Source organism: Paenibacillus sp. NRS-1782, from assembly GCF_050467685.1.
Taxonomy (GTDB): Bacteria; Bacillota; Bacilli; order Paenibacillales; family Paenibacillaceae; genus Paenibacillus; species Paenibacillus terrae_A.
On the sequence record NZ_JBITPH010000005.1, the window covers coordinates 68392 to 90931 of the forward strand.

The 22540-nt window shown below is 44.1% G+C and carries 24 protein-coding genes; 9 read left to right on the plus strand and 15 right to left on the minus strand.

Translation table 11 applies throughout. The features are described from left to right. Positions 1–9: 9 nt before the first annotated feature. The gene (locus tag ACIFQM_RS01890) at positions 10–1026 is read right to left on the minus strand and encodes a peptidoglycan DD-metalloendopeptidase family protein (protein WP_430040026.1); all 1017 of its coding nucleotides are present in this window, start codon (positions 1024–1026) and stop codon (positions 10–12) included. Positions 1027–1244: 218 nt separating this feature from the next. Between ACIFQM_RS01890 and ACIFQM_RS01895 the strand changes: the two genes are divergently transcribed. Both ACIFQM_RS01895 and ACIFQM_RS01900 read left to right on the plus strand, forming a co-directional pair. Then, positions 1245–1997, plus strand: a complete 753-nt coding sequence (locus tag ACIFQM_RS01895) for a response regulator transcription factor (RefSeq protein ID WP_430040024.1) — start codon at positions 1245–1247, stop codon at positions 1995–1997. Next, complete coding sequence (locus tag ACIFQM_RS01900; protein ID WP_430040023.1) at positions 1994–3760, plus strand: sensor histidine kinase; 1767 nt, start codon at positions 1994–1996, stop codon at positions 3758–3760. The genes ACIFQM_RS01895 and ACIFQM_RS01900 overlap by 4 nt, the downstream gene beginning before the upstream one ends. Positions 3761–3886: 126 nt before the next feature. Here ACIFQM_RS01900 and ACIFQM_RS01905 read toward each other — a convergent pair whose 3' ends face one another. After that, positions 3887–5104 (minus strand): MalY/PatB family protein, encoded by a 1218-nt coding sequence (locus ACIFQM_RS01905; protein ID WP_430064945.1) that lies wholly within the window; start codon positions 5102–5104, stop codon positions 3887–3889. Between the two features lie 237 nt (positions 5105–5341). Between ACIFQM_RS01905 and ACIFQM_RS01910 the strand changes: the two genes are divergently transcribed. After that, positions 5342–6049, plus strand: a complete 708-nt coding sequence (locus tag ACIFQM_RS01910; RefSeq protein WP_430040019.1) for a helix-turn-helix domain-containing protein — start codon at positions 5342–5344, stop codon at positions 6047–6049. Positions 6050–6150: 101 nt separating this feature from the next. On the opposite strand, the gene ACIFQM_RS01915 is transcribed toward ACIFQM_RS01910, so the two are convergent. From ACIFQM_RS01915 to ACIFQM_RS01925, 3 genes are read right to left on the minus strand one after another with little or no spacing between them, the layout of a single operon-like run. Beyond that, positions 6151–6753, minus strand: coding sequence for a sugar O-acetyltransferase (locus ACIFQM_RS01915; RefSeq protein WP_430040133.1), 603 nt, complete (start codon positions 6751–6753; stop codon positions 6151–6153). 15 nt (positions 6754–6768) lie between these two features. After that, positions 6769–7368, minus strand: coding sequence for a DUF1349 domain-containing protein (locus tag ACIFQM_RS01920; protein WP_430040017.1), 600 nt, complete (start codon positions 7366–7368; stop codon positions 6769–6771). Positions 7369–7412: 44 nt separating this feature from the next. Continuing rightward, entirely contained in the window at positions 7413–8321 is a 909-nt protein-coding gene (locus ACIFQM_RS01925) for an ROK family protein (RefSeq protein WP_430040131.1), read from the minus strand. A gap of 392 nt (positions 8322–8713) precedes the next feature. Here ACIFQM_RS01925 and ACIFQM_RS01930 point away from each other — a divergent pair, with 392 nt between their 5' ends. From ACIFQM_RS01930 to ACIFQM_RS01940, 3 genes are all read left to right on the plus strand, one after another. Then, positions 8714–9040 carry a ribosomal protein L7/L12 gene (locus ACIFQM_RS01930; protein WP_430040129.1) on the plus strand — a complete coding sequence of 109 codons (327 nt, stop codon included), beginning with the start codon at positions 8714–8716 and terminating at the stop codon, positions 9038–9040. Continuing rightward, a complete protein-coding gene (locus tag ACIFQM_RS01935) occupies positions 9021–9149 on the plus strand; it encodes a hypothetical protein (protein ID WP_430048925.1) in 129 nt (42 codons plus the stop codon). Before ACIFQM_RS01930 ends, ACIFQM_RS01935 begins: the two co-directional genes overlap by 20 nt. An 88-nt stretch (positions 9150–9237) precedes the next feature. After that, positions 9238–10431, plus strand: coding sequence for an oxalate decarboxylase family bicupin (locus ACIFQM_RS01940; protein ID WP_430048927.1), 1194 nt, complete (start codon positions 9238–9240; stop codon positions 10429–10431). A 183-nt stretch (positions 10432–10614) separates the two neighbouring features. On the opposite strand, the gene ACIFQM_RS01945 is transcribed toward ACIFQM_RS01940, so the two are convergent. The 3 genes from ACIFQM_RS01945 to ACIFQM_RS01955 all read right to left on the minus strand — a co-directional run bounded on the left by ACIFQM_RS01945 (position 10615) and on the right by ACIFQM_RS01955 (position 12113). Next, positions 10615–10764, minus strand: coding sequence for an S-Ena type endospore appendage (locus tag ACIFQM_RS01945; RefSeq protein WP_430040016.1), 150 nt, complete (start codon positions 10762–10764; stop codon positions 10615–10617). Positions 10765–10793: 29 nt separating this feature from the next. Next, a complete protein-coding gene (locus ACIFQM_RS01950) occupies positions 10794–11057 on the minus strand; it encodes a hypothetical protein (protein WP_430040014.1) in 264 nt (87 codons plus the stop codon). Between the two features lie 336 nt (positions 11058–11393). Beyond that, positions 11394–12113, minus strand: a complete 720-nt coding sequence (locus ACIFQM_RS01955; RefSeq protein WP_430040012.1) for a YebC/PmpR family DNA-binding transcriptional regulator — start codon at positions 12111–12113, stop codon at positions 11394–11396. A gap of 217 nt (positions 12114–12330) precedes the next feature. Between ACIFQM_RS01955 and ACIFQM_RS01960 the strand changes: the two genes are divergently transcribed. Further along, positions 12331–13095: a spermidine synthase gene (locus ACIFQM_RS01960; protein ID WP_430040125.1), complete on the plus strand. Its 765-nt coding sequence runs from the start codon at positions 12331–12333 to the stop codon at positions 13093–13095. Between the two features lie 19 nt (positions 13096–13114). Here ACIFQM_RS01960 and ACIFQM_RS01965 read toward each other — a convergent pair whose 3' ends face one another. The 4 genes from ACIFQM_RS01965 to ACIFQM_RS01980 form a co-directional block, all read right to left on the minus strand. Next, positions 13115–13282: a YbaK/EbsC family protein gene (locus tag ACIFQM_RS01965; RefSeq protein WP_430040123.1), complete on the minus strand. Its 168-nt coding sequence runs from the start codon at positions 13280–13282 to the stop codon at positions 13115–13117. 382 nt (positions 13283–13664) lie between these two features. Beyond that, positions 13665–14348, minus strand: a complete 684-nt coding sequence (locus ACIFQM_RS01970) for an adenylate kinase (protein ID WP_430040010.1) — start codon at positions 14346–14348, stop codon at positions 13665–13667. A gap of 61 nt (positions 14349–14409) precedes the next feature. Next, on the minus strand, positions 14410–15453 hold the full coding sequence (locus tag ACIFQM_RS01975) for a carbohydrate kinase family protein (protein ID WP_430064948.1): 1044 nt from the start codon (positions 15451–15453) through the stop codon (positions 14410–14412). 207 nt (positions 15454–15660) lie between these two features. Then, positions 15661–16950: a glycoside hydrolase family 27 protein gene (locus ACIFQM_RS01980; protein WP_430040006.1), complete on the minus strand. Its 1290-nt coding sequence runs from the start codon at positions 16948–16950 to the stop codon at positions 15661–15663. Positions 16951–17175: 225 nt separating this feature from the next. On the opposite strand from ACIFQM_RS01980, the gene ACIFQM_RS01985 reads away from it, so the two are divergent. Further along, positions 17176–18069 (plus strand): rhodanese-related sulfurtransferase, encoded by an 894-nt coding sequence (locus ACIFQM_RS01985; protein WP_430040004.1) that lies wholly within the window; start codon positions 17176–17178, stop codon positions 18067–18069. A 224-nt stretch (positions 18070–18293) separates the two neighbouring features. Next, a complete protein-coding gene (locus ACIFQM_RS01990; protein WP_430040121.1) occupies positions 18294–19220 on the plus strand; it encodes an AEC family transporter in 927 nt (308 codons plus the stop codon). A 17-nt stretch (positions 19221–19237) separates the two neighbouring features. On the opposite strand, the gene ACIFQM_RS01995 is transcribed toward ACIFQM_RS01990, so the two are convergent. From ACIFQM_RS01995 to ACIFQM_RS02005, 3 genes are all read right to left on the minus strand, one after another. Then, positions 19238–20017 carry an ABC transporter ATP-binding protein gene (locus tag ACIFQM_RS01995; protein WP_430040002.1) on the minus strand — a complete coding sequence of 260 codons (780 nt, stop codon included), beginning with the start codon at positions 20015–20017 and terminating at the stop codon, positions 19238–19240. A 227-nt stretch (positions 20018–20244) separates the two neighbouring features. Further along, on the minus strand, positions 20245–21276 hold the full coding sequence (locus ACIFQM_RS02000) for a cupin domain-containing protein (protein ID WP_430040000.1): 1032 nt from the start codon (positions 21274–21276) through the stop codon (positions 20245–20247). A gap of 258 nt (positions 21277–21534) precedes the next feature. Continuing rightward, a complete protein-coding gene (locus ACIFQM_RS02005) occupies positions 21535–22386 on the minus strand; it encodes a YheC/YheD family protein (RefSeq protein ID WP_430039998.1) in 852 nt (283 codons plus the stop codon). Positions 22387–22540 lie beyond the last annotated feature (154 nt).

A 22540-nucleotide genomic window follows, 5' to 3' on the forward strand; every position in this document is an offset into this window, starting at 1 on the left:
TTTTTGAAATTACTCGGCTTTTATTGTCTCTCCCTGCACAGGAGCAATTCGGTTCTTCCAATTGATATTGATCGAACGAGACTTGAATAAATCTGCACCGTCTGACACCTGAAAATGAAGATGGGCTTCGCTGGAATTGCCTGAATTACCAAGTAGCCCGATTTCATCGCCACTCTTCACCTTATCCCCTACCTTCACTTTAACAGAGCCTTTCTTCATATGAGCTAGCACGCTATATTCCCCGCCATGGTCAATCACAACTTCATTCCCGGCAGGCACCTTCTCGTTCATCACGCCCACAGGTTCGTTATCAGGAATGTTATTTACGACCGAGACCACGGTTCCGCTTGCCGGCGCAAGAATCGGTTGGCCGAAAGCATAATAGCTTGTATTTTTCAGCGGATCACCTTTATAGGAATAGCCATCTTTTTTCTGTATAAGGTCATAGGCATATCGCTGGCTTTCATATTCATAGTGGTAATTCACAAGCGCATTGGTTCCACCCCAGGTAACAAACCATTCCCCCTTCAATGGCCAATCGTATTTGAATTTGGTCAGGCGATTGTCTGTTTCCGGCGAAGGGGAAAGTTTCTTGGCTTGAAGCCCTAATATAGTTCCCTTCTCATCAAAAACAATGATCAGACCTATTTTCCCTGAGTCGCTTATCCATGAACGTTGTTCGCTGCCATTGAGTTTCATGACTGACGCCTGCTTAAATGAATCAACATCCTCTAGAGAATCAGGAGCCATTTTTACAAAATCGGCTTCGCTCAGTTGTTGTTTAAACTCATTGCTGAATTGGTCATAAACCTCCGCATACTTGCCCTCAAGCAGTTTTTCCGGTACCTCGTCTGGCTTCACCGTTTGGTCCTTTGTATTTGTTGTTTCATTGGGTATGTCTTTGGCCACTTCCGAGTTCCCTCCTCCTCCGCATGCCGTTATAAAAGCAGCAAACGCACTTGCCACCAGTACCATTTTGCCATAGTGGAAGATTTCCATTCTGTTCTTACTAGTTGCCTTCTTCACTGCTGCACCCCCATTTTTGTGTATATTATTATTTTATCTACCCCATTCTAACAAGACGGTCTTAGATCCCGTGTAACATCACTTTAACTAAGCCTTAACTCTTTTTCAGATCTACAGAGCACAATTAAGCTTCCGTTAAGACAACGCTTCATTCATCCCTGAGGAATCATGATATGATGGATGGAAGGAATAAAGATAGAGAAGAAAGGAATGAAAGCATGAATAATGCGGCCATTTTACTTGTCGACGACGAGCAATCCATTCTTGAGCTCATGCTGACCGTCTTATATAAGGAAGGCTACACGAATGTCGATACAGTGATGACAGGTGAAGCGGCCATTACTGCCTGTGAAGGAAAAATCTACGATTTGATCATATTAGATGTCATGTTGCCAGGACGCAGTGGAATCGAAATATGTCCGTTTCTCCGTCAAACGACGGATGCACCCATCTTGTTTTTAACCGCTCGGGAATCTGATTTTGATAAGCTGACTGGGTTCGCTGTTGGCGGCGATGATTACATTACCAAGCCGTTTAATCCGTTAGAGGTTGTCGCACGCATACGTTCACAACTACGGCGTTACTTGACCGTTAATAATACAACCACAGAATATGGATCTGCACAGCCCTCCAGCAAAATGAACGCCATTTATGACTATGGACATTTTCAGATCGATGAAACAGCCGGCGAGCTTCGTGTTGAGCAAACAGTCGTAGCCTGTCCTGCGCTAGTCTTCCAATTATTGCTTTTCTTATGCAAAAACCCCAATCGAATTTTCAGTAAAAGCGAGCTATATGAAGCCGTCTGGGGAGAAGAAGCATTAAGTGATGACAATACCGTCATGGTACATATTCATCGCATCCGGGAACGAATCGAACCTGATCCTGCCAATCCAAGCTTTATCGTAAATGTTAGAGGACTTGGCTATAAGCTGGTACAAGCGAAAATAGGGAGTTCCCAACGATTATGAATATTAAACGCAAGCTAATGATGCGATTCGTGCTTCAGTTGGCTACCGCTGAAGCTTTTGCGTTCCTGATTGCTGCTGTTACGTTCTTTTGGGCGTATCAACGCTTGGTCGATATCCGCCTCTCCAATGATTTTGCCTCTACTGGATTAGAACAGCTTGTAGCGTCCTCCGAAATAGGCAAGGACGGTATACGATTTGATCCACTTTTGCTAGAGCAGGTCAAGAAAAACGGCGGCTGGCTGCAAAGTCTTGACGAAAACGGGCAGGTGAACCAGTCCTACAATACACCGCAAGATGTACCGAAGAAATATGCACCCGGCGAGTTCGTCTCTTATTGGACAGGTACCCGCTCCTTCCCCTATGGGCTTTCTCTTTGGGTTCAGGAGAAGAATGGTCGAACTTTCACACTGCTATATGGTCAGCCTAATCCGATGGGAACCCTATTAAAAACAGTGAGCAGTCAGGGAACATTATCTTCGAATGGAAAGCTGATACTGCCCCATGAGGTCACTGCCCGTCTCAAGCAGCTTGGTGGCTACATACAGTTACTGGATGCAACCGGGTCGGAGCTTGCTTCCTACAATCGTCCAACATCTGCACCGACAGCCTATACTCTTCAGGAGCTTTCCCTTCGCACCATGTACAGTGAAAGATACGGCTACCACCTTTCCTCCGAGTATATGGAAGAAAAAGGTCGTACATGGGTCATTAGTCTTCCGAATGCTGGCGGTGTTGCTACAGGCAGTAGCTGGCTTCCTCCTGAGGAAGAAAGAACGATACTAAAGTCCATAATCGCCATGTTCTCAGCTATTTTTCTTTTATTCCTGCTTCTCTCACTATGGCAGGCGCATCGCTTCGGAGTCCCGTTACTTCATATGCTCTCCTGGCTCGATGCACTCGGTAAATCCGTATATCAAGAGCCTGTTGATCATAGAGGCATTCAACGCAGCCGGATGGGTTCAGGCAAATGGAAGCGACGTTACCTCATTTTTGCGGATGTGATGGATTCTATTGATAAGCTCTCAGGTACGCTGCAAAGAGATCAGGTACTGCGTCAGCAAACCGATAGTCTCAGAGAGGAATGGATTGCCGGGATCACCCATGATCTGAAAACACCGCTCGTTTCCATCAAGGGCTACGCTCACTTACTGGCTGAGCCGCAATATGATTGGACCGCAGAGGAAGTTCGTAAATTTTCGGGTACAATGCTGGAAAAATCCGCGCATATGGATATGTTGATTAATGATCTTGCCATGAGTTATCGCTTAAAAAGCGGTGCCCATCCCCCGGAGTCAGAGGAAATTGAGTTGAATAGCTGGCTACGGGAAACGTTAGTGCAGGTGGGTACCGACCCTTTTTATAAGGAAGAAGCTATTTTGTTCCGACCTGCTCCTGTCGACATCTTCGTTAAGCTTTATACGCCTTGGCTAGAAAGGGTCATTAACAATTTGACTGCCAATGCTCTGCTTCATAATCCGCCTGAAACGACACTTACCGTCTCGCTTATATCCAGCGAAGGTGGTAAAGGGTTCACGATTGAATTTGCTGATAACGGGAGAGGAATGGATGAAAATACGGTAAGCCGATTATTTGAGCGTTATTACCGGGGAACCAATACCTCTACTACACCCAATGGGACAGGTCTTGGTATGGCTATATCCAAAGGGCTGATTGAAGCCATGGGAGGGCAAATTACGGTCAACACGGCTTTAGGGAAAGGCACGGTCATTCGCCTTATTTGGCATGACGTTAACTGTTTATGAGGTACACGTATAAAGGCCGCCCTCGATCGAATTGAGGACGGCTCTTTTTCATGGATACGATTTTATCGTTTCTATGGGGATCGATATTTTGGAATGATCCATACATATCTATATATTAACAAGGCATTAGGTGGGATTAAGTATGAATAGATTTTCAGTTAGCACCTTGCATATTCTTCTTAAGCCCTCTTCCAGCGTGGACCTCGGACAAGCCAGATTCAGACGAATGTATCCCTCAGCATTGGCAACAAACATCTTTCCGTCTTCCAATAACACTCCGGCATGATTGGCAAAAAACAAAGGTAAATTCTCTTCTTTTGGTACATAGGCGCTGATATCAACCCATGCCAGATAAGTCGCCTCTGGAATATGGAATATAGCTTCGGGCAAGCAACGGTTCAAATATTGCTTGGTAAATATAAAATTCTCGTCCAAATAATTTTTTAATTGCCGCAGCCACTCATCTCCATGCAGGTATGCAGCTCGTGTTGCGACAATACTAAGCGGATTTTTAAAGCCGTAATGACGCGCTTTCCAGGTTCCCCTGAGCGTTTCATTGGGAATGATGACATTCGAAAACATCAGCCCGGCCATATTAAATGTTTTACTAGGAGCCATACAAGTGATAATCCGATCTGAGTCCGGGAAAAGTTTGGCCATCGGGGTGTGGACTTGCCCGTTCCTCAACAAATCGCAGTGTATTTCATCCGATATAATCCAGACATCATTTTCAAGACAAATCTTCCCTACTCTCTGTAACTCTTCCTTGGTCCATACACGGCCAGATGGATTATGCGGATTACAGAAAATGCATAGAGACACCTTTTCATCTCTAGCTTTCGCTTCCAGGTCTTCATAATTAATCGTATAATGACCCTCTTGATTGATTAGTTCTGAACACACCAGTTCCAAGCCGTTATAATCCGCCGCAGCCTTGAAGAAGGCATAGGATGGGGTAAGGATCAGTACTTTTTCATCCGACTTGCAAATGTATTCAGCCAGCTCATAGAGAGCAGGAATGATCCCTGGTGAAGTAACCAGCTGCTCCTCTGAAAAAGTCCAGTTATAATACCGCTGCGTCCAGCCGACCACAGCAAGGTAATAGTTGGGATCAAACACCTGGCTATAGCCAAAAATTCGTTTATCCAGCCGTTCCTTGATGGCTTCAATAATCTCAGGAGGTGTGGCAAACTCCATGTCAGCGATCCACATGCGAATAAATTCATCATTCTTATAAGGAAAGACCATATCACCCTCCGCCTTAAAAATATACTCCCGGAAGCCGTCAGTGTTCATGGCGTTGGTTCCTCTACGGTCAATAACCTCATCAAAATCATACTTCACGCTTTTTGTTCCCCTTCCTGTTTCCGTGCCTACTCCTCATGAATGGATTCATTATGGCATACAGCTCTCCATAGACTCAAACGCAATAAAATCTATTCATATGAAACAAATCATCATTTTTGTTTCGTTAGAATACTAAAATCGCTTATGAAATGGTATAATTATTATGAATATAGCGAAACGTATACAAAATCATCATTTGTAATATTCTCAGGAAACATATTGGGAGAGTGAACAATGCATACTATCAATCAGGAAGTGGGTAAAAAAATCAGAAGCTTCCGCAAAATTAAGGGATTGACCGTTCAACAACTGGCAGACATGATTTACAAAAGCAAAGCTACGTTATCCAAATATGAGAGTGGTAATATTACCATTGACCTCGTCATCTTGTACAGCATTGCAGAAGCGTTAAACGTTCAGGTAGAGCAGCTTCTCTATGTCGAACCGAGACAGCCCTCCACGTTGATTAACACACTTCCCTCCACTTTTTTCAAGAATTCCACCCGGTTTTATTCTTATTTTTATGATGGACGAATGAATAAGCTGGTAAGATGTGTAGTGGACATGCTGGCGCAGCCGGATGACAATCGTTATAAGACGATGTTATATATGAATGTTAAAAATTTTGAACATTATCAGGAATGCGAAAATACATATTGGGGGCATACGGAGCACTATGACACACTGACCACCCTTATGCTCAAAAATCAGGCTACCCCTCTCGAAAATCTGACCATCAATATTCTGGCTTCTTTCCTGGAATCTGAGCAGAAGTGGGGTCTCATGTCCGGCGTTTCCTTCCGTCCCTTTATGCCGATTGCTTTAAAAATGCTTTTTTCGAGAACCCCCATACCAGAAACTCCCGAGCTAATTCATGAGCTTAAAATTTCCAAAGATGATGTGCGAACCATGAAAATCTACAATATGCTCGCTGTGACCTGATATTATCTGATGTTCGTATATATAAAAAAAGGCTATCCCAAAGGCCACAAAAATGCCGAACGGGACAGCCTCCTTAGGTGAGCTGATAGTTGTTATGAAATCTAGTTGTAGTCCAAATGAGCAAATTGCTTCTTATCCTTATCTGTAATTTCACGCAGTACTCTACATGGATTTCCAACGGCTATTACATTGGCTGGTATATCCTTAGTTACCACACTTCCAGAACCTATAATGGTATTGTCTCCAATACTTACTCCCATATTAATAATTGCGCCTCCACCAATCCATACATTGTTTCCGATGGTTACCGGGAGTGCATATTCATACTCTTGAACTCTCAATTCATGATGTGTGGGATGGTTCACTGCATAGATGCTGACATTTGGCCCGAGCAATACATGATCTCCAAACGTAATTGGAGCACAGTCCAATACTGTAAAATTATAATTGGAGTAGAAATTCTCACCCAACGTAATATTGTATCCATAATCACAACGAAATGGAGGTTCAATAAAAAAGGTCTCGCCCGTTTTACCTAATATCTGCTTCAGCAGTTCGTTGCGTTTTTCTATTTCTCTAGGACGCAGAGTATTGAAGTCAAACAATACATCCTTAGCGTATTGCCGATCATTCAGAAGCTCCTCGCTCATTCCTTTATAGGGCTTACCCGCCAACATTTTTTCTTTTTCACTCTGATTTTCCATCATAAGAATGCTCCTTTACATAGGTGGATCTATATGAAGATCGGCATCCGGCATTGTAGTTACCCAGCGTGTAAAAGTAACCTCAAAGCCGACACGAGTTGGCGAACATAAAAAAGGACCAGCTTGTTTTGCAGATTTATAAGGAAAAGGCGCCACACGTACTGTGCGCCAGCCGCGGGCTTCTGTCCGGGCACGGATAATCACTGCATCGTTCATCCGCGAAGCGCGCAAGGTCACTTCCTCACCGACCCAATCCGGCACAGCGGACAATGACCAATCTGAATAGCCGTTAGTCACCACGACAGCCAATTGGGGAATATTGTCATTGATTTCAATCCCCGCTTTAATCCATTGCTCAGGTCCTTGATACAGCATAATTCCAGCCTGGTCATAGAGTTCATTAAAGGATGCAAGCTGAAATGTGACCTCTATGGCCTCAGAATCTTCCCAATTTGCCAATAAAGCATGTCCGTTGCTGCGATCAAATCCGTATAATGTGTTTTTCCAGTAGTCACTTCCCTCTTTGGCTGTCACCTTGAGGGTGTCGCCATCTTGACAAGTTGACAATGGAGCATTGGTCCATGTTCCCGTTTCCCATAATAATGTTTTTTTCATAATAGATATCATCCTCTCCGGAATTATAGATGTATATCAGCTCTCTATTTTCTTTTTTCTACCAATTGAAAATTGTATGTCAGACTTTCAAGAGTCACCGAAATCAACCCGTTCATGTATTCATCATTCGTATCACTTTTCACAAAAATCTCTGGCATATGTTCTTGGGGTATATCTTTTAGACAACTGTTATAAATATCGTCCAACAGAGTCGGCTTGGATAATTCTCCAGTCAAAGCGATAGATACAGGATCAATAACAGCAATAATGGAAGTGATCGTCTTTATAGCCAGTGGAACGAATCCCTGAGCACTTTTTATATGCTTGAGCTGTTCTTTTCTTGTCATATCAAAGGGTAAAAAGGAAACCTCGCCTGCAAATTTGGTATTTCCTTTTAATAAGTGTCCATCGACAATAAAGCCCGCTCCCGGAAAGTTATCCTTGGGAAAATTAACAATCGCGAAGGTTTTGTCTTCATCATAATTTTTCATTTTATAAAATCCATAAACTGTTAGATGCATGTCATTTTCAATGGTAATTTCCAGTCCGTATTTATTGTGAAGCTGCGGACCCAAATGAATTCCTATGAGCGGATCGATATCACACACACCGATAACCCCTTGATGTACAACCCCGGGAATACCAATGCCAACCGCTTTGACATTTCCATAGATGTTAATGAGTTCTCCAATTTGGTTCTCTATGATCTCATAATCAATATAAGGCACAATCGAGGTCTTCTCTACGATGATTTCCCCCAGCAAATTGGCAACCGCATGAGTAAGAGAATCCACTCCGCCTTCCGTTTTCACATGTAAACAGAGAATATAGGAGTAATCGGCGTTATATTTATACCGCCTTGCCGGGCGTCCGCCGTTGGATTCCTCCAGCTCTGTCTCTAACACTTCCCCAGTTTGAAGAAGCTCTTTCAGAATATTACCGCAGGTAGCCACACTGAGTCCTGTTATGCTCGCTATGGACGATTTGGTGGCATATTCAAGAGACTTCAATGTATTTTTGACTAACTCCACATTAATTTGTTTAACTCGGATTGCATTATTGGAGACTGGCAGTATTTGAATCCTCTCCTTTTTCGGCACTTATTAAAAGCATTACAATAAGCTGTAATATAACGCTCTGTCTTCAAAAAGTCAATTCGTAGCCTTCCATGGATTGGGAGCAGCAACAGGTTCAGGAATATTCCCCACTCCGTACTCATGTAAATTCGGCGATTCCAGATAATATAACGTAAATCATCATGCTATACTATTTATATGGAACAGATTCCAGTGTGGCATCTCTGGGATAAAATCAAGTGAAAAAGGGGGGGATTTTAGTGGAAACTATGGAATTTATAGCATTGATCGCGTTGATCATCTCCGTCATACTTTTGATCAAAGTCTATAGCTTGCAAGCTCGGCTTAATGACTTGAAATCCGATGTAGAACGTCTTGAGAATCGTTCTGGAGTGTCGGGAATATCGCTGTCAGGCACAACCGCTACCGCGCCACCACATGTGCTATACACAGGAACTTCGGAGGATATCAATGAAAGGCTGCTCCTGTTGATTAGAGAAGGCAAAAAGATTCAGGCGATAAAAGAGCTAAGAGTAGCCAGAGACCTCTCTTTAAAGGAAGCAAAGGACTATGTAGATGACTTGGAACGGCTCTAAGTATGGTATGAACGTAGCCGGGAAAACTGGAACCCAACTGGAATTAAGTCCGCAGGATTTAGCTCCGCTCATGGATGCCCAGTTTGCGAATCTGACTCAGAAAGCATAAAACCCTCCAAGAGTTCATAAAATCTTTATGCGGATTTTCTCTTATTCTAAGATTGATGAAGCTTCAACTAGGAGAGGAAGATCAAATGATGCATAATGATTGCTCGAAAAATGTCAGAGTGCCGCAGCCCATCAGAAGTGATGGCGCTGGAGGCATCGACAAGGGTCCCCGGGATGTGATGAGAGATTTGCAAAATCCTGACATGCTGGTTCCACCTGTAACAGATAATGGACTCATCCCGAACATGAGGTTTTCTTTTTCAGATGCCCACATGCAGTTGAATCACGGTGGATGGTCAAGAGAAGTAACCGCAAGGGAGCTACCCATTGCCACAACCCTTGCCGGCGTGAACATGAGTTTGACACCGGGCGGCGTACGCGAACTTCATTGGCACCAGCAGTCGGAATGGTCTTATATGCTGTTGGGGAGCGCCCGTATTACAGCCGTCGACCAAAATGGTCGAAATTTTATTGCTGATGTGGGTCCTGGTGATCTCTGGTATTTCCCACCCGGTATTCCACACTCTATACAAGGTCTTGAGGAAGGCTGCGAATTTTTGCTGGTTTTTGATGACGGCAGCTTTTCTGATCTGAACACGTTATCCATCTCCGATTGGTTTGCACATACTCCAAAAGATGTACTGTCTGCCAATTTCGGCGTTCCTGAAGCTGATTTTTCGTCCATTTCTCAAGAACAAGTATACATTTATCAGGATGCCGTTCCCGGCTCTCTTCCAAGCCAAGCGGTTTCCTCTCCCTATGGTACGATACCTCAATCCTTTAAGCATGAATTACTCGCTCAGCCCCCCATCAAAACGCCGGGTGGAAGCGTACGAATCGTCGATTCTTCCAATTTTCTGATATCCCAAACGATCGCCGCTGCTCTTGTTGAGATTGAGCCTGGAGCCATGCGGGAAATGCACTGGCACCCCAATAATGACGAATGGCAATACTATCTTACCGGGCAAGGCCGAATGACTGTTTTTGGCGGAAATGGCGCGGCGCGTACATTTGATTTCAGAGCCGGGGATGTTGGATATGTGCCTTTTGCTTACGGTCATTACATCCAAAATACAGGCTCGAGCACGCTATGGTTTCTTGAAATGTTTAAAAGTGACCGTTTCGCTGATGTTTCCCTGAACCAATGGATGGCTCTTACCCCCACAGAGCTCGTTCAGAGCAATTTAAATGTTGGTGCTGATGTGATCTCTAATTTACGGAAGGTAAAATGGCCTGTCGTCAAGTATCCTGGTTATTCTTTTTATCCAAAGGATGAACTCTGAAGAATCCGGTGAACATGCAACTTGTCTATTCTCTCAGAAAAAAAAGCATATCCTCATGCATTTATTGTGAAAAATCAGCAGTGGTCGCCTTTGTCTCCGGATTTTTACCGCTGAGAAAACAAATAAAATCTGGAGACAACAGCGATTGGACCATCCGAAAATAAAATGTATTAAAACAGAATATTAGCCTAAAGGATACCGTGGAGTTAGACAGAACTCTCCTTGGTATGGAGGTGTAAATGGAGCAACTCCTGTCCCTGTTAATGTTATTGAAGTAAAGCCACTTTTGGTAAATGCAAGACTAGCACCTATAGTTAGAGTATCAGTTTCCACGATAGTAACACCAAGCAGGAATGTAACTGTTACAGTACCAGCAGTCGGACCACTGTATAGGCTAGGTCAGAGCCATTGAGAGTTAAAATCAGTTGGCCTGCTTCGGTCACACTCACCTGAAACAAGACCTGATAAGTGCCTATTACGGACAAGTTAAATGTACTGGTTCCTGTACGGGTAATGACCGTACCACTAGAAGGTCCATTTTGTGGGAAGCTTACATCTGTACCAGGAGCAACTGTTGCTGCGTTATCAGAAGGCATCAACGCATAAAAATCTGCAAAGCTTAACATGTTTAATGTCCTGCCTCTACATACGTGGCAACAAGAAAAATGAGAATCACTTACATATATTCTCTGAGACATGTTAATCACAGCCTTCAAGTTTATTTTCATTTGAATATTTCGTTAATCAACAGATTTGTTTTTATAGTTATAGTATGCAAATTAAGATATTCGGAGACATGCATTAGTACTATGTTGATTCGCATATTTGCCGCATTATTTTGGTACTAGAGATGACATCATCCTAACGATGACGAAACCCACATATACGCAAAAAAACACCGTATCGGAATACGATGTTTTTATGTTGCTCATAAGTGAGGATTTTGCAAAACCCTGAAGTAACTATTCCTCAGAGTCTACGTTGTGGTAAACCTGCTGAACATCTTCCAAATCTTCTAGTGCATCAACCAATTTGTCAAATTGAAGCTGTGCATCTTCTGGAAGTGTAATATCATTTTGGGCAAGCATAGTGAGCTCGGCCACTGTAAATTCTGTAACTCCTGCCTGCTTGAAGGCTTCCTGTACAGCATGGAACTGGTCAGGCTCTGCATATACGATAACTGCTTCATCTTCTTCGATGATGTCACGTACCTCTACATCTGCCTCCATCAACAGCTCCAGCACTTCATCTGCGGTTTTACCTACCAGTCCAATAACCGCCGTTGAATCAAACATATAGGCTACAGATCCGCTTACACCCAGACTGCCGCCATTTTTAGTAAAAGCAGAGCGTACATCAGATGCCGTACGGTTTACGTTATTGGTGAGTGCATCTACAATGACCATGGAACCGTTCGGTCCGAAGCCTTCATAGCGAAGCTCAACATAGTTTTCATCCCCGGCACCTTTTGCTTTTTCAATCGCCCGGTCAATAATCGCTTTCGGTACATTGTACGTTTTTGCACGTTCTAGCACGACTCTGAGAACACGATTAGATTCAGGATCAGGCTCACCCTGTTTGGCTGCTACATAAATTTCTACGCCAAATTTAGCATATATGCGACTCGTATTAGCATCCTTGGATGCCTTTTTTTCTTTAATATTGTTCCATTTACGTCCCATAATATCCCGCTCTCTTTCTATATGAATATACACAACGGTATTCATTATATCCTTGTATATTATATCTCCTAAAGAACACTTCAACAAGTTCAAAGGATTTAGTTATGAAAAAATAAACAATTCCACCTCATTTAGGCTGCTTGAGGTGGATACTTTTACTCTCATGAATCTATGGACAACAGGCTCATAAATGTCTAATATGATGGTGGAGTATGACTTGAAGGAGATAGATCCATTGGATGTACTATATAAAAAATTGAGCAATAATCATGAAATAACGGTATACGACACCACAGAGCTGTATGGTGAAAAGGGATTATTCCGGGTGATGCAGTTTTCAAATGCAGCCGTGCAAGGCGCGGTGGATTTGAATCATCCGCAACGTATTCTGTTCGAATATCCGAGAGCCATCATCCATCTCATGGAGCTGAACGATCCGTCATTTGAAGACGTGTTTGTAATTGGGCATGGTATAGGTACGATTGCGGGGCATTTTACAGATAAACGCTTTAAGATTGCCGAGCTGGATGCACAAGTCGTGGAGTTCAGTCGAACATTCTTTGGATACAATAAGGACAATGTGACTGTTGGTGATGGACGCCGCATTTTGGAGAAGGAAGCGCCAGATGCATATGATTATATTATTTTAGACGCCTTCACAGATCAGGGAACGCCGCCGCATTTAATATCCCTGGAATTTTTCAGGATGGCCAAAAAAAAGCTGGATTCCGAAGGCTCCATGATTATGAACTTAATGGGCAAAAGTGAGCACGATCATCTAATGAATGCCATTCATACAACGTTGCGTGAGGTATTCGCTTATGTCACAGCTTTCTCCCTCCCCTCGGAAGGAGCTGCCGACATTCAAAATATTATTATGATAGGCAGGGACAAGCCCATCCGGTTTCAGGCACGCCATATGGCAGGCTTTGATGAGATTGCGCTTGGAGAAGGTCACATTCTACAAGACACAGTTACTTGATGATATATAGTAATTGTTGTTAAAGATACGCCCAAACGATTATAGTCCGGGCGTATTGGATTGGATATGGGGCTCCAGTCGCCTTTGACACTATATCTGAACTTGCTATTTCTAATTTTTCACTACCTAAAATATGTTTAACTTTCACTTCGTTGACCTCATGATCTCCCCTGACGACTACAGCAATGGATTAATACACTCCGGCTGCAAGTTGCCGGATAAACCCTGCACGCAACATAAGCTGATGGCTGATGGCTGATTACTTCGGCTTCTGCGGGCGATTCACGTAATGTTGTCAGTAATAATCGACTTTGGCGCATATGCGGCTGGCTCCCTTGTATGGACGATAAAATGTACGTAAAAAAACACATCCGTCAGGGACGAATGTGTCGTGGTACCACCCTTAGCTACAGCTCGCAAGGCAGGGAAACGTTCATTCGCGGCGAGAAACCTTTCAGCCCATGGATTTCTTCTCTGTACAGCGGTTATTGATCCTTGGTCTACACTATTCCTGTATATTACAATTTCCATTACTTTACACAAAATGGAAGCCGTGGTCAAGGAGATAATTATCTATCTGGGTTCATCCAGAGAAATGCATGATATTTTGATTTCAAAATAATTAAGCTTCGTTGGTTGCTATATTGCATAATGAATGGCCAAATTTTAGGACGTATACGCCTGCGAAAACCCAAAACAAAGCGGATAAAGCGAGGCGAAATGTCCCAAATACGAATCGCTTCCTGCTTTACTCCTTTGGGCAACTCATTGGAGAAAAGAAAACGGTTAAGTGATCGTGTAATAACTCCTGTTATCGCTTCAACCGTGCTGACATCCATCACAATGATCGTATCAGAGCACTGGAGCCGCTCCGTAAAATAATAATCATGATAATTCCCTTCGATAATCCATTCTTCCTTTTCGAGTACTTCGCCCAGCTGTTTGAAAAATTGTTCATCCGTGCTCCGCCTCCACTCCGGTCCCCAATACAAATCATCCAGAGAGATGTACGGCAAATGAGTCCACTTGGATAGACGTTTGGCAAAAAAGGTTTTGCCGCTCCCCGGCGAACCGATCACAATAATACGTTTGGCGTGCTGCACATCAAAAACTTCATCATTCACTCTCCGATGTAAGGGCAGCATTGTATAGATCAGTCGAAAAAGGGAACCTACCACGAAAGAACCTCCCTTTAAAAACATATACAGGAGGAACAGCGGCATAAAAACGATAGCGTATTTTACACTGTTCATCAAGCGACCTGCTCCCTTTACAGTTTCAGCAACAAAATGTAGGTTAGGCTCTCTTCTTTATTTATGTATCTTTCTCCTTAAAATACATTCCCTTAAAAAACACAAAATTTTGCGGATGCATGCCGTACAGCTCCTTGAACATGGAATGAAGATTATTTAGAGAAATAGTCTCTGAAACCGTCCGATCCGTTTGAACAGTTAAGGCGACACAGCTAATTCCGAATTGACACACTTGCTCCATAGGGTATCCTTGGATAATTCCATATATCATTCCGGCAATAAATGCATCATCTGCGCCCGTGACATCCATAACTTCCTGAACCGGGTGCATCAAAATTTGTCCATGAGATCCATCCTGCGAGGCAAACAAAACACGGTCTGCTCCCCGAATAAGAATTACATTTTGAACCCCGAGCTGATGAAAAATTCGGGTTCCGTCCAGCATTTTCTGATCATCCGTAAGCTCTATTCCCAAATAGGATTCAGCTTCTACCTGGTTACATACCAGCCAACTCACCCCATTCAAATTTCGAGGAAGCCGTCTCATTTTGGAAGCGGACACTGAAGAAACGACGAGCGGAATCCGATGTTCATGGCATAGCCGTATAATGGAAGCAATGACGTTCATAGAGAAATTCGTGTCCAGCAGCACCAGTCGGGATGAGGCGATCAAAGGAGTATTTTCAAGGATTACTGAAGGACGGATCTGATCATAAATCTCCATCTCTGCTGTCGCTACAATCAGCTCCCCACGCTCATCCAGCAAGGCAGTGTAAACCCCGGTTGACGGTTCACCTTTGACTTGCAGAGGAATCACTTTCATATAACGTCTAGACTGCTCGACTATAAATTCACCTTCCGCATCATCCCCAACTGCGGTTAACAGACTGACCTGTTGGCTTAGCCTCCCCAAATTTTCGGCTACATTGCGAGCCACCCCACCGCATGATTGCTGTCTGGTGCTGCTCGGATTGGAGGTGTGAAGCTGAAATGTACCTTTAATCATAATTTTACGATCAAGATTAGCCCCCCCGATACATAGTATTTTTTGTCTAGAGGGCCAAGGCTCGTCCAGTTCATTTTTGTGAATCTGCTTTAATTTCATCATTTGACTCCTTTCGCAAGTCTATGGGCATTGGATGTTTTAAATTTGTACAGAAATAGGTACTATATCAAATTAACATGTTCCCAATGTCAAATGCTCAAGAATAATGTCGATTGCATTAAAAAATCACCTATTCGTATAAATACCAGCCTTTTACGAATAGGTGATTTGATTAAAAATACAGCCTAAATCCTTCGTTACAATATGCTATTTCAAAATAAATAGAGCAGCTCCATGAGGAGGTACCTCAGCGGACAGCTCTTGCTCTAAAGTACCCAGATTCACACGATTCCATAAGTCTCTGCCACTTGTCTGTCCTTCAATGCCCAGGTCTTGCAGCGATACACAGACACGCGAGGCTACGTCTCCAGCATTAAATAAAGCCACATATACATGACCTTCTACGTTATGCGAAGTCCAGACGATATGTTCACCCTTTCTGTACACCTGCCGGGCATCCAAACCGTTGCGGTGAGCATCCAGCACCTCTTCATTGGTCAGCAGAGAAAGTGTCCACGCATCGTTATCCCGCAGTTCTCCCCCAAACATTAGAGGGGATCGGAAAATACTCCACAAGGTCATCATGGTCAGTTGCTCATCCTTCGTAAAGCGTGTCCAGCGGTCATGGCTACCGGAATCTACAGTATCTACCGAGCGAATCCCCAGATGGCCCAATGGCAGCATGTCGCAATCCGGCCAATGGCCGGGACCCACGTGCTCTGCCCATTTCTCGCAGCGCTCAAACATGCCATGCAGCAAAGGCCATACATCCCAGAAATCGTCGGTCATTCGCCACATATTGGCGTTGGCGATTAATTCGGATGCATGCTCCAGCGGTGCCGGACCGGGCGACAAACTCAAAACCATCGGACGCCCGCATTGGGCGATGGCCTGCCTGATCAATTCAATTTCCGCCAAATGAGTACCATAGAGTCGGGAAGCTGCAATGTCATCCACTTTTACAAAATCAACACCCCATTCCGCATAGAGGTCAAACAGCGAATTATAATATTCCTGTGCGCCTTCCTTGGTAGCATCTACCCCATACATATCTGTATTCCAGGGACAAATGGAGTTGGGATGTGCAATCTGTCTCGCAGTTGCCTGGGTTCCCAAAATCGGCGTATCCTGATGTACCGCCTGTCTCGGAATGCCTCTCATAATATGTATACCGAATTTCAAGCCCAGACTGTGTACATATTCCGCAAGAGCCTGGAAGCCTCGTCCATCCGCTGCGGAAGGAAAACGATTCACTGCTGGAATGAGACGTGAAAATGAATCCGTTTCCAGCGGAACAAATGAGCGATATTGTGAAGAAACAGCTCCCGGCTCATACCACTGAATATCTACCACAACATATTCCCAACCGTACTCCTTCAAGTGCTCTGCCATATACTGCGCATTTCCCCGAACTTCTTCCTCGCGCACCGCTGCGCCGTAGCAATCCCAGCTATTCCACCCCATAGGTGATGTATGCGCTACCAAATGATGTTTCATTCCGATTCATCCTTTCATCATAAGAATACTCATCCTGCTGCCAAAATCCACCTCGTCACTTACGTATATTATTATAATGTAAACCCTTACTTTTGTCGCTCGTCACCAGCCTCTTTATTTTCCATTCCCACTTTCCATACAAATTAGTTGACTAACTTAAAGAATGTGGTAATATTTAAAATTGATTGTTAAAAAACTTTGACTTGAATCAGAGGGTGATTTTACGTGTGCGAGCATGCTTATCGAATTTTGTTGTTTTACAAATATGTCAATATTGAAGATCCTGCCACCTTTACGGCAGAGCATTTGGCTTACTGCAAGGAGCTGGGCGTCAAGGGAAGAATTTTGATCGCTCAGGAAGGAATTAACGGAACACTGTCTGGTACGGTAGAGCAAACCGATCAATATATCCGTGATTTGCGCGACAATCCGAAATTCCACGATATCGTTATTAAAATAGATGAGTCTGACGGTCATGCGTTCAAGAAAATATTTGTACGCCATCGTCAGGAGCTGGTTACGCTACGTCATGAGGATGAGCTGGACCCTAATGAAATCAGTGGCAAGCGTTTGTCACCGAAGGAGTTTTACGAGCAGCTTCAAGGTGAAGATGTGGTTGTGCTGGACGGACGCAACGACTATGAATATGACATCGGTCATTTCCGTGGCGCCATTCGTCCGGAAGTCGAATCTTTCCGTGAGTTTCCACAGTGGATTCGCGACAATATGAGTCAGTTCAAGGACAAGAAAATACTGACGTATTGTACGGGCGGAATCCGGTGCGAAAAGCTATCCGGTCTTCTGATCAAAGAAGGCTTTGATGATGTGGGCCAGCTGGATGGCGGCATTGTAACCTACAGCAAGGACCCGGAGGTCCAAGGTCGTTTGTTTGACGGTAAATGTTATGTGTTTGATGAACGCATCTCGATCCCGATCAACCATACGGATGAAGACGTCATTGTTGGCAATTGTTTCCATTGTGAGACACCAAGCGATCACTATATCAACTGTCTGGTGTGCAATCTCCAGTATATCGTATGTCCGGACTGCGAAGAGCAGCATCAACATTATTGCTCTGACGATTGCCGGACCAAAGCGGAAGCCGTTGCTTCTGCTTAGCTCAGCAGGACAATCTGTTTTCATCATAACAAAAGGGATGTTCCATCAGCCGTTCAACATGGCTGTGGACATCCCTTTTGTTGTACCTCGGTGCTTCATATAGAATAACTACCACAAGATTCATAGTATATGCCTATAACCTTGATCGTATTTTCATCTTGGACGGGCTCAAAAGCTGCGCCTTATAATGAAAAATGTCATTACAGAAAGGATTGGTGGATTTCATGATTCAAATCGTACTTTCAACCCTTCTATCCGTTATTGTTCCACTGTCCATTCCGGTGATCGCCGGATTTTTACTCGGCAAATTCATGAAGCTGGAAACGAAACCGCTCTCGACGTTATACTTATATTTTTTAAGTCCCGCGATGATTCTGGACACGCTGCTCAAGGCACAGCTTTCCTGGCATGATGTGGCCCAAACTGCCGCCTTTTCGATCTTGAATCTGCTGCTGTTATGGGGAATTGCTCAATTGGCAGGGAAAATGTTCAAGCTAAGCGCCCCTGAAACGGCCGGACTCACCTTGATCTCCACGCTGACCAATAGCGCAAATTATGGCCTCCCCCTTATTTTACTTGCCTTTGGACAGCTTGGGTTGGATAAAGCCTCTGTGTATGTTGTTATCCAGATCATTCTGGTCAATACCCTTGGAGTTTACTTTGCAGCCCGCTCTGAATTTTCCGTTCAAAGCGCAGTCAAGTCGGTATTCTCGCTGCCTGCGATCTATGCGGCATTACTCGCTCTGGGGCTTCGAGTGCTGGATTGGCATCTGCCCTCCGGCATACAAGCGGGCGTTTCGATGATTGCTGCCGCCTATTCACCAGTCGTGCTGGCAATCCTTGGCACCCAGATGGCTTATGTAAAAATATTCAAGCTGGAGCCGTCTATTAAAAAAGCCAGCTACGCAGGACTCATCATCCGGCTTCTGCTCTCTCCGCTTGCAGCCTGTCTTGCCATGCTGATCCTGGGGATATCGGGTCTTTTGTTCTCCGTGCTCTTTATTCTTGCTTCCATGCCGGTTGCTGTGAATGCTGTCATCTTGGCAGAAAAATTCAATGCATCGCCCAAGCTCGTGTCCACCTGTATCCTGTGGAGCACTTTAGCCTCATTCCTGATTTTGCCTATCCTCATTATGATCGTAGCAGGATAGCTAGAAAAAAAGGCTCTCTACTCCATAGAGAGCCATGCACGTTCCTGTCTCCACTCTACCTGCACCGGTGTTTCAAAAAAATCGCTAAGCGTTTCACTGCTCAGAATATCAGTCGTTTTGCCTTTGGCAAAAACAGTGCCACGGCGAATCAGAATGGTATGCGTGTACATGGGTAGAATTTCTTCGATATGATGTGTAACATACAGCAAATTCGGTGCACCAGGAGACTCGGACAGCTGACGGATGCTGGTTAGTAAAGCTTCCCTGGAAAAGAAGTCCAGTCCGTTACACGCCTCATCCAAAATCAGCAGCTTGGGTGAGGCCATCAGCGCGCGGGCAATAAGCACTTTTTGCTTTTCCCCCTGTGAGCATCCCTGATACAATCGGTCCACGAGGTGAGCACAGCCCAGTTGGGTCATGAGGAGTACGGCCTGCTCATAATCCGTATCCGTTGTTTGATCATAAAGTCCAATGGAGGCAAATTTGCCGCTAATGACAACATCCTGCGTACGCTGACTACCATTGATTCTTTCCTGTAAAGAGGAACTGACCCAGCCGATGGATTTGCGCAGCTCCCTCAGATCCACATCCCCGAAGGTATGACCCAGCACACCGACACTGCCTGTAGTTGGCCATATGTAACCATTAATCATGTTAAGCATCGTTGTTTTGCCTGATCCGTTCAAGCCGAGTACAGCCCAATGCTCTCCTTCGGCTACTTGCCAGTTAATTTGATCCAGTATGGTGCGATTGTCCCTTTTCCAGCTTACATTGTTAAGTTCAATGACAGAATTCATGTTTTGCCTCCTATTGATCATATCATCTGATGTTTATGAGCATAATAAAAAATCACTTTTACTACGTTAATCTTCACTTTCGTATTAGAATAGCACAGGGTTGCAGGTTGTTCAATTCTAAATTCACTGTATAAAATTTTTAATGTAACTGAAACGAAACTATGACTAATAGCCCGCTTCTGGCTCCCCCATACATACAAGAACCAAAAGTGGGCTTTTTCGTTGTTTTATGATTTGGATTTTGGAGCGATAAATACCGATTTGTGCGGCAGTTTATTCGCTATTTCTCTAGGAAGGTGCAGATTCGTTGCTAATACATCAACAGGGTTCCCCGCCAGCCATTCACTCAAATCAATGGCTTCGTAATGACCGCTGTTAAAGCCAATCAAAATGCGGCATACCTCCGAACCGGTATTTTTAATATAATGTCCGGCTCCCATGGGTACATACCCCACATCTCCGGCTTCAAACTCCTCTGTCACTGCATTCCCTTCAGCGAGAAATACAGTCATTTCTGCATTACCATCCAAATAATATTGCCATTCATCCGCATTGGGATGCCAGTGCATTTCTCGTAATCCGCCCGGCTCCATCTCAATTACAGATCCTGCCATCGTCGAAGAAATCGGGAAATCTTCTACCGTAACCGTCCGCTGTGTCCCTCCGCCCGGTGCCAATCTGGGCTGTTTGGCCATTAAAGGATACCGATGTTTAGTGACTAGATCGGAAGAAACGCGAGGATATGCATGATGAGAATCGTTAGAAGGTACAGGTCCTTTTACAAAATAGGCTTCCTTATCTGGCAAAAGAGCCAGTTCGTCGGCTGCAAGTCCCAGATTCTGCATGACAACCTCCGCAGGAGTCTGAGCGATGAAATCCGTTATGCTAAACGTGTGGTCCTCCGAAAAATCTCCATTATCAAAAATCAGTATAAAATGACACTCTCCAGGACCAAGACCTTGAATGGAATGACCATAACCACGAGGAAAATACCAGACATCACCAGGATTGAAAATATCAACATATGAAGAACCGTCCGGATGGATAACCGTTGTCCGACAGGAGCCGCTAATCACATAGGCCCATTCAGCCGCATTGGCATGCCAGTGAAGCTCACGCATTCCACCCGGCTCCAAACGCATAGAAACCCCTGCTATTCCTTCCGATACAGGAAAATCATGGACTGAAGCCCCACGTGTAATACCTCCCGGTCCGGTTCTGGGTTCCTTTTTCTCCAAAGCATACTTAAATGATTTCATAGCCGATTCCTCCTCTAAATCATTTTATATGTCTATATTTACTTATTTGAACCTATCTATTATATACCTTAAATGTGAATAAAATCAAATCCATTCCTTCATTATCGTCTATGACTAATTCAATGGCAAAAGTATGTTCGGAATGTTTTCGATCAGCCATAAAACAGGTAAATCGAGTATGTAAAAAGGATGAATCGACAAGGCACTCATCCTTTTATTTCTCCATTCAGAGCTACAGTCACCGAAGTAATTCCTCGCTCATGAACTTTTTGCTTTTTTAGAGTCTATTTTTTTAGCCTTAGCCTCACTTTTATTTTTATCTTTATCCTTATCTTTGCTTGGAACTGTAGCCTTTCTCTTTTCATTGGCCAGTCGCCAATAGCTTAAAACTTTGCGGTACATCGACTTATCCTTTAATTGATTAAAAATGTATGGATCAGGCTTCGTATTCACCTCAATAATCCATGGGGTAAAGCTGCGATCCAGTCCAATGTCCACTCCAATTTGCCGGAAATTCGGATATGTTTTTTGCAGCTGTACGGCAATGGTAATGCCCAGGGCATTCAGCTTCTTTATCAGCTCAGCCTGTTTTCTTTGGGATAAATGGGACTTTAGCAGCTCCTCCAGTGCCATCGGTGTACCACCGCTATGATAGTTGGTTACGATTTTGCGGGGATGACCGAGCCGGCCAATAATTCCGGTAGATTCCCATGGCCCTTTTGCATTGCGCTGCACCATGACCCGGATATCAAAGTAACGCTTCTGATGGCGCAGTAAATGGATTCCTTTTTGAATGAGATAGCTTTTCTTCCCCGTTTTCTTCGACAGGCTGGCATATAGTGCCTCTACATTTTTGAACTCCACACGCTTTTCCTCATGTTGATAGGCAAACCGCTGACCTTCCTCCTGCTCTACTCTCATTACACCTTTACCGAATGTTCCTCGCTCGGGCTTTACATAGACCATACCGTACTTCTCCAGCATTGACTTCAAATTCGCTTTGGTATATCTTCGGGTATCCGGCACAAACGGCTTGATGCCGCGATGCGGGAGAAGCAATTGGGTTTTACGCCACTTGCTGAGCAAAGCTTGTGCTTGTGAAGAATTCACTTGCTCCTCTCCTCTCCAATCTCAGGGTAGAATGCTCCTGTAAAAAAAAGATCAATCCATCGTATGCAACAACTCCCTAGCCGAAAGCTACATCAGCCCTGTGCTGCTTAGAAATGGACGATTGGCCTTGCCCGGTCGAAGTTGCCTGTCCAGG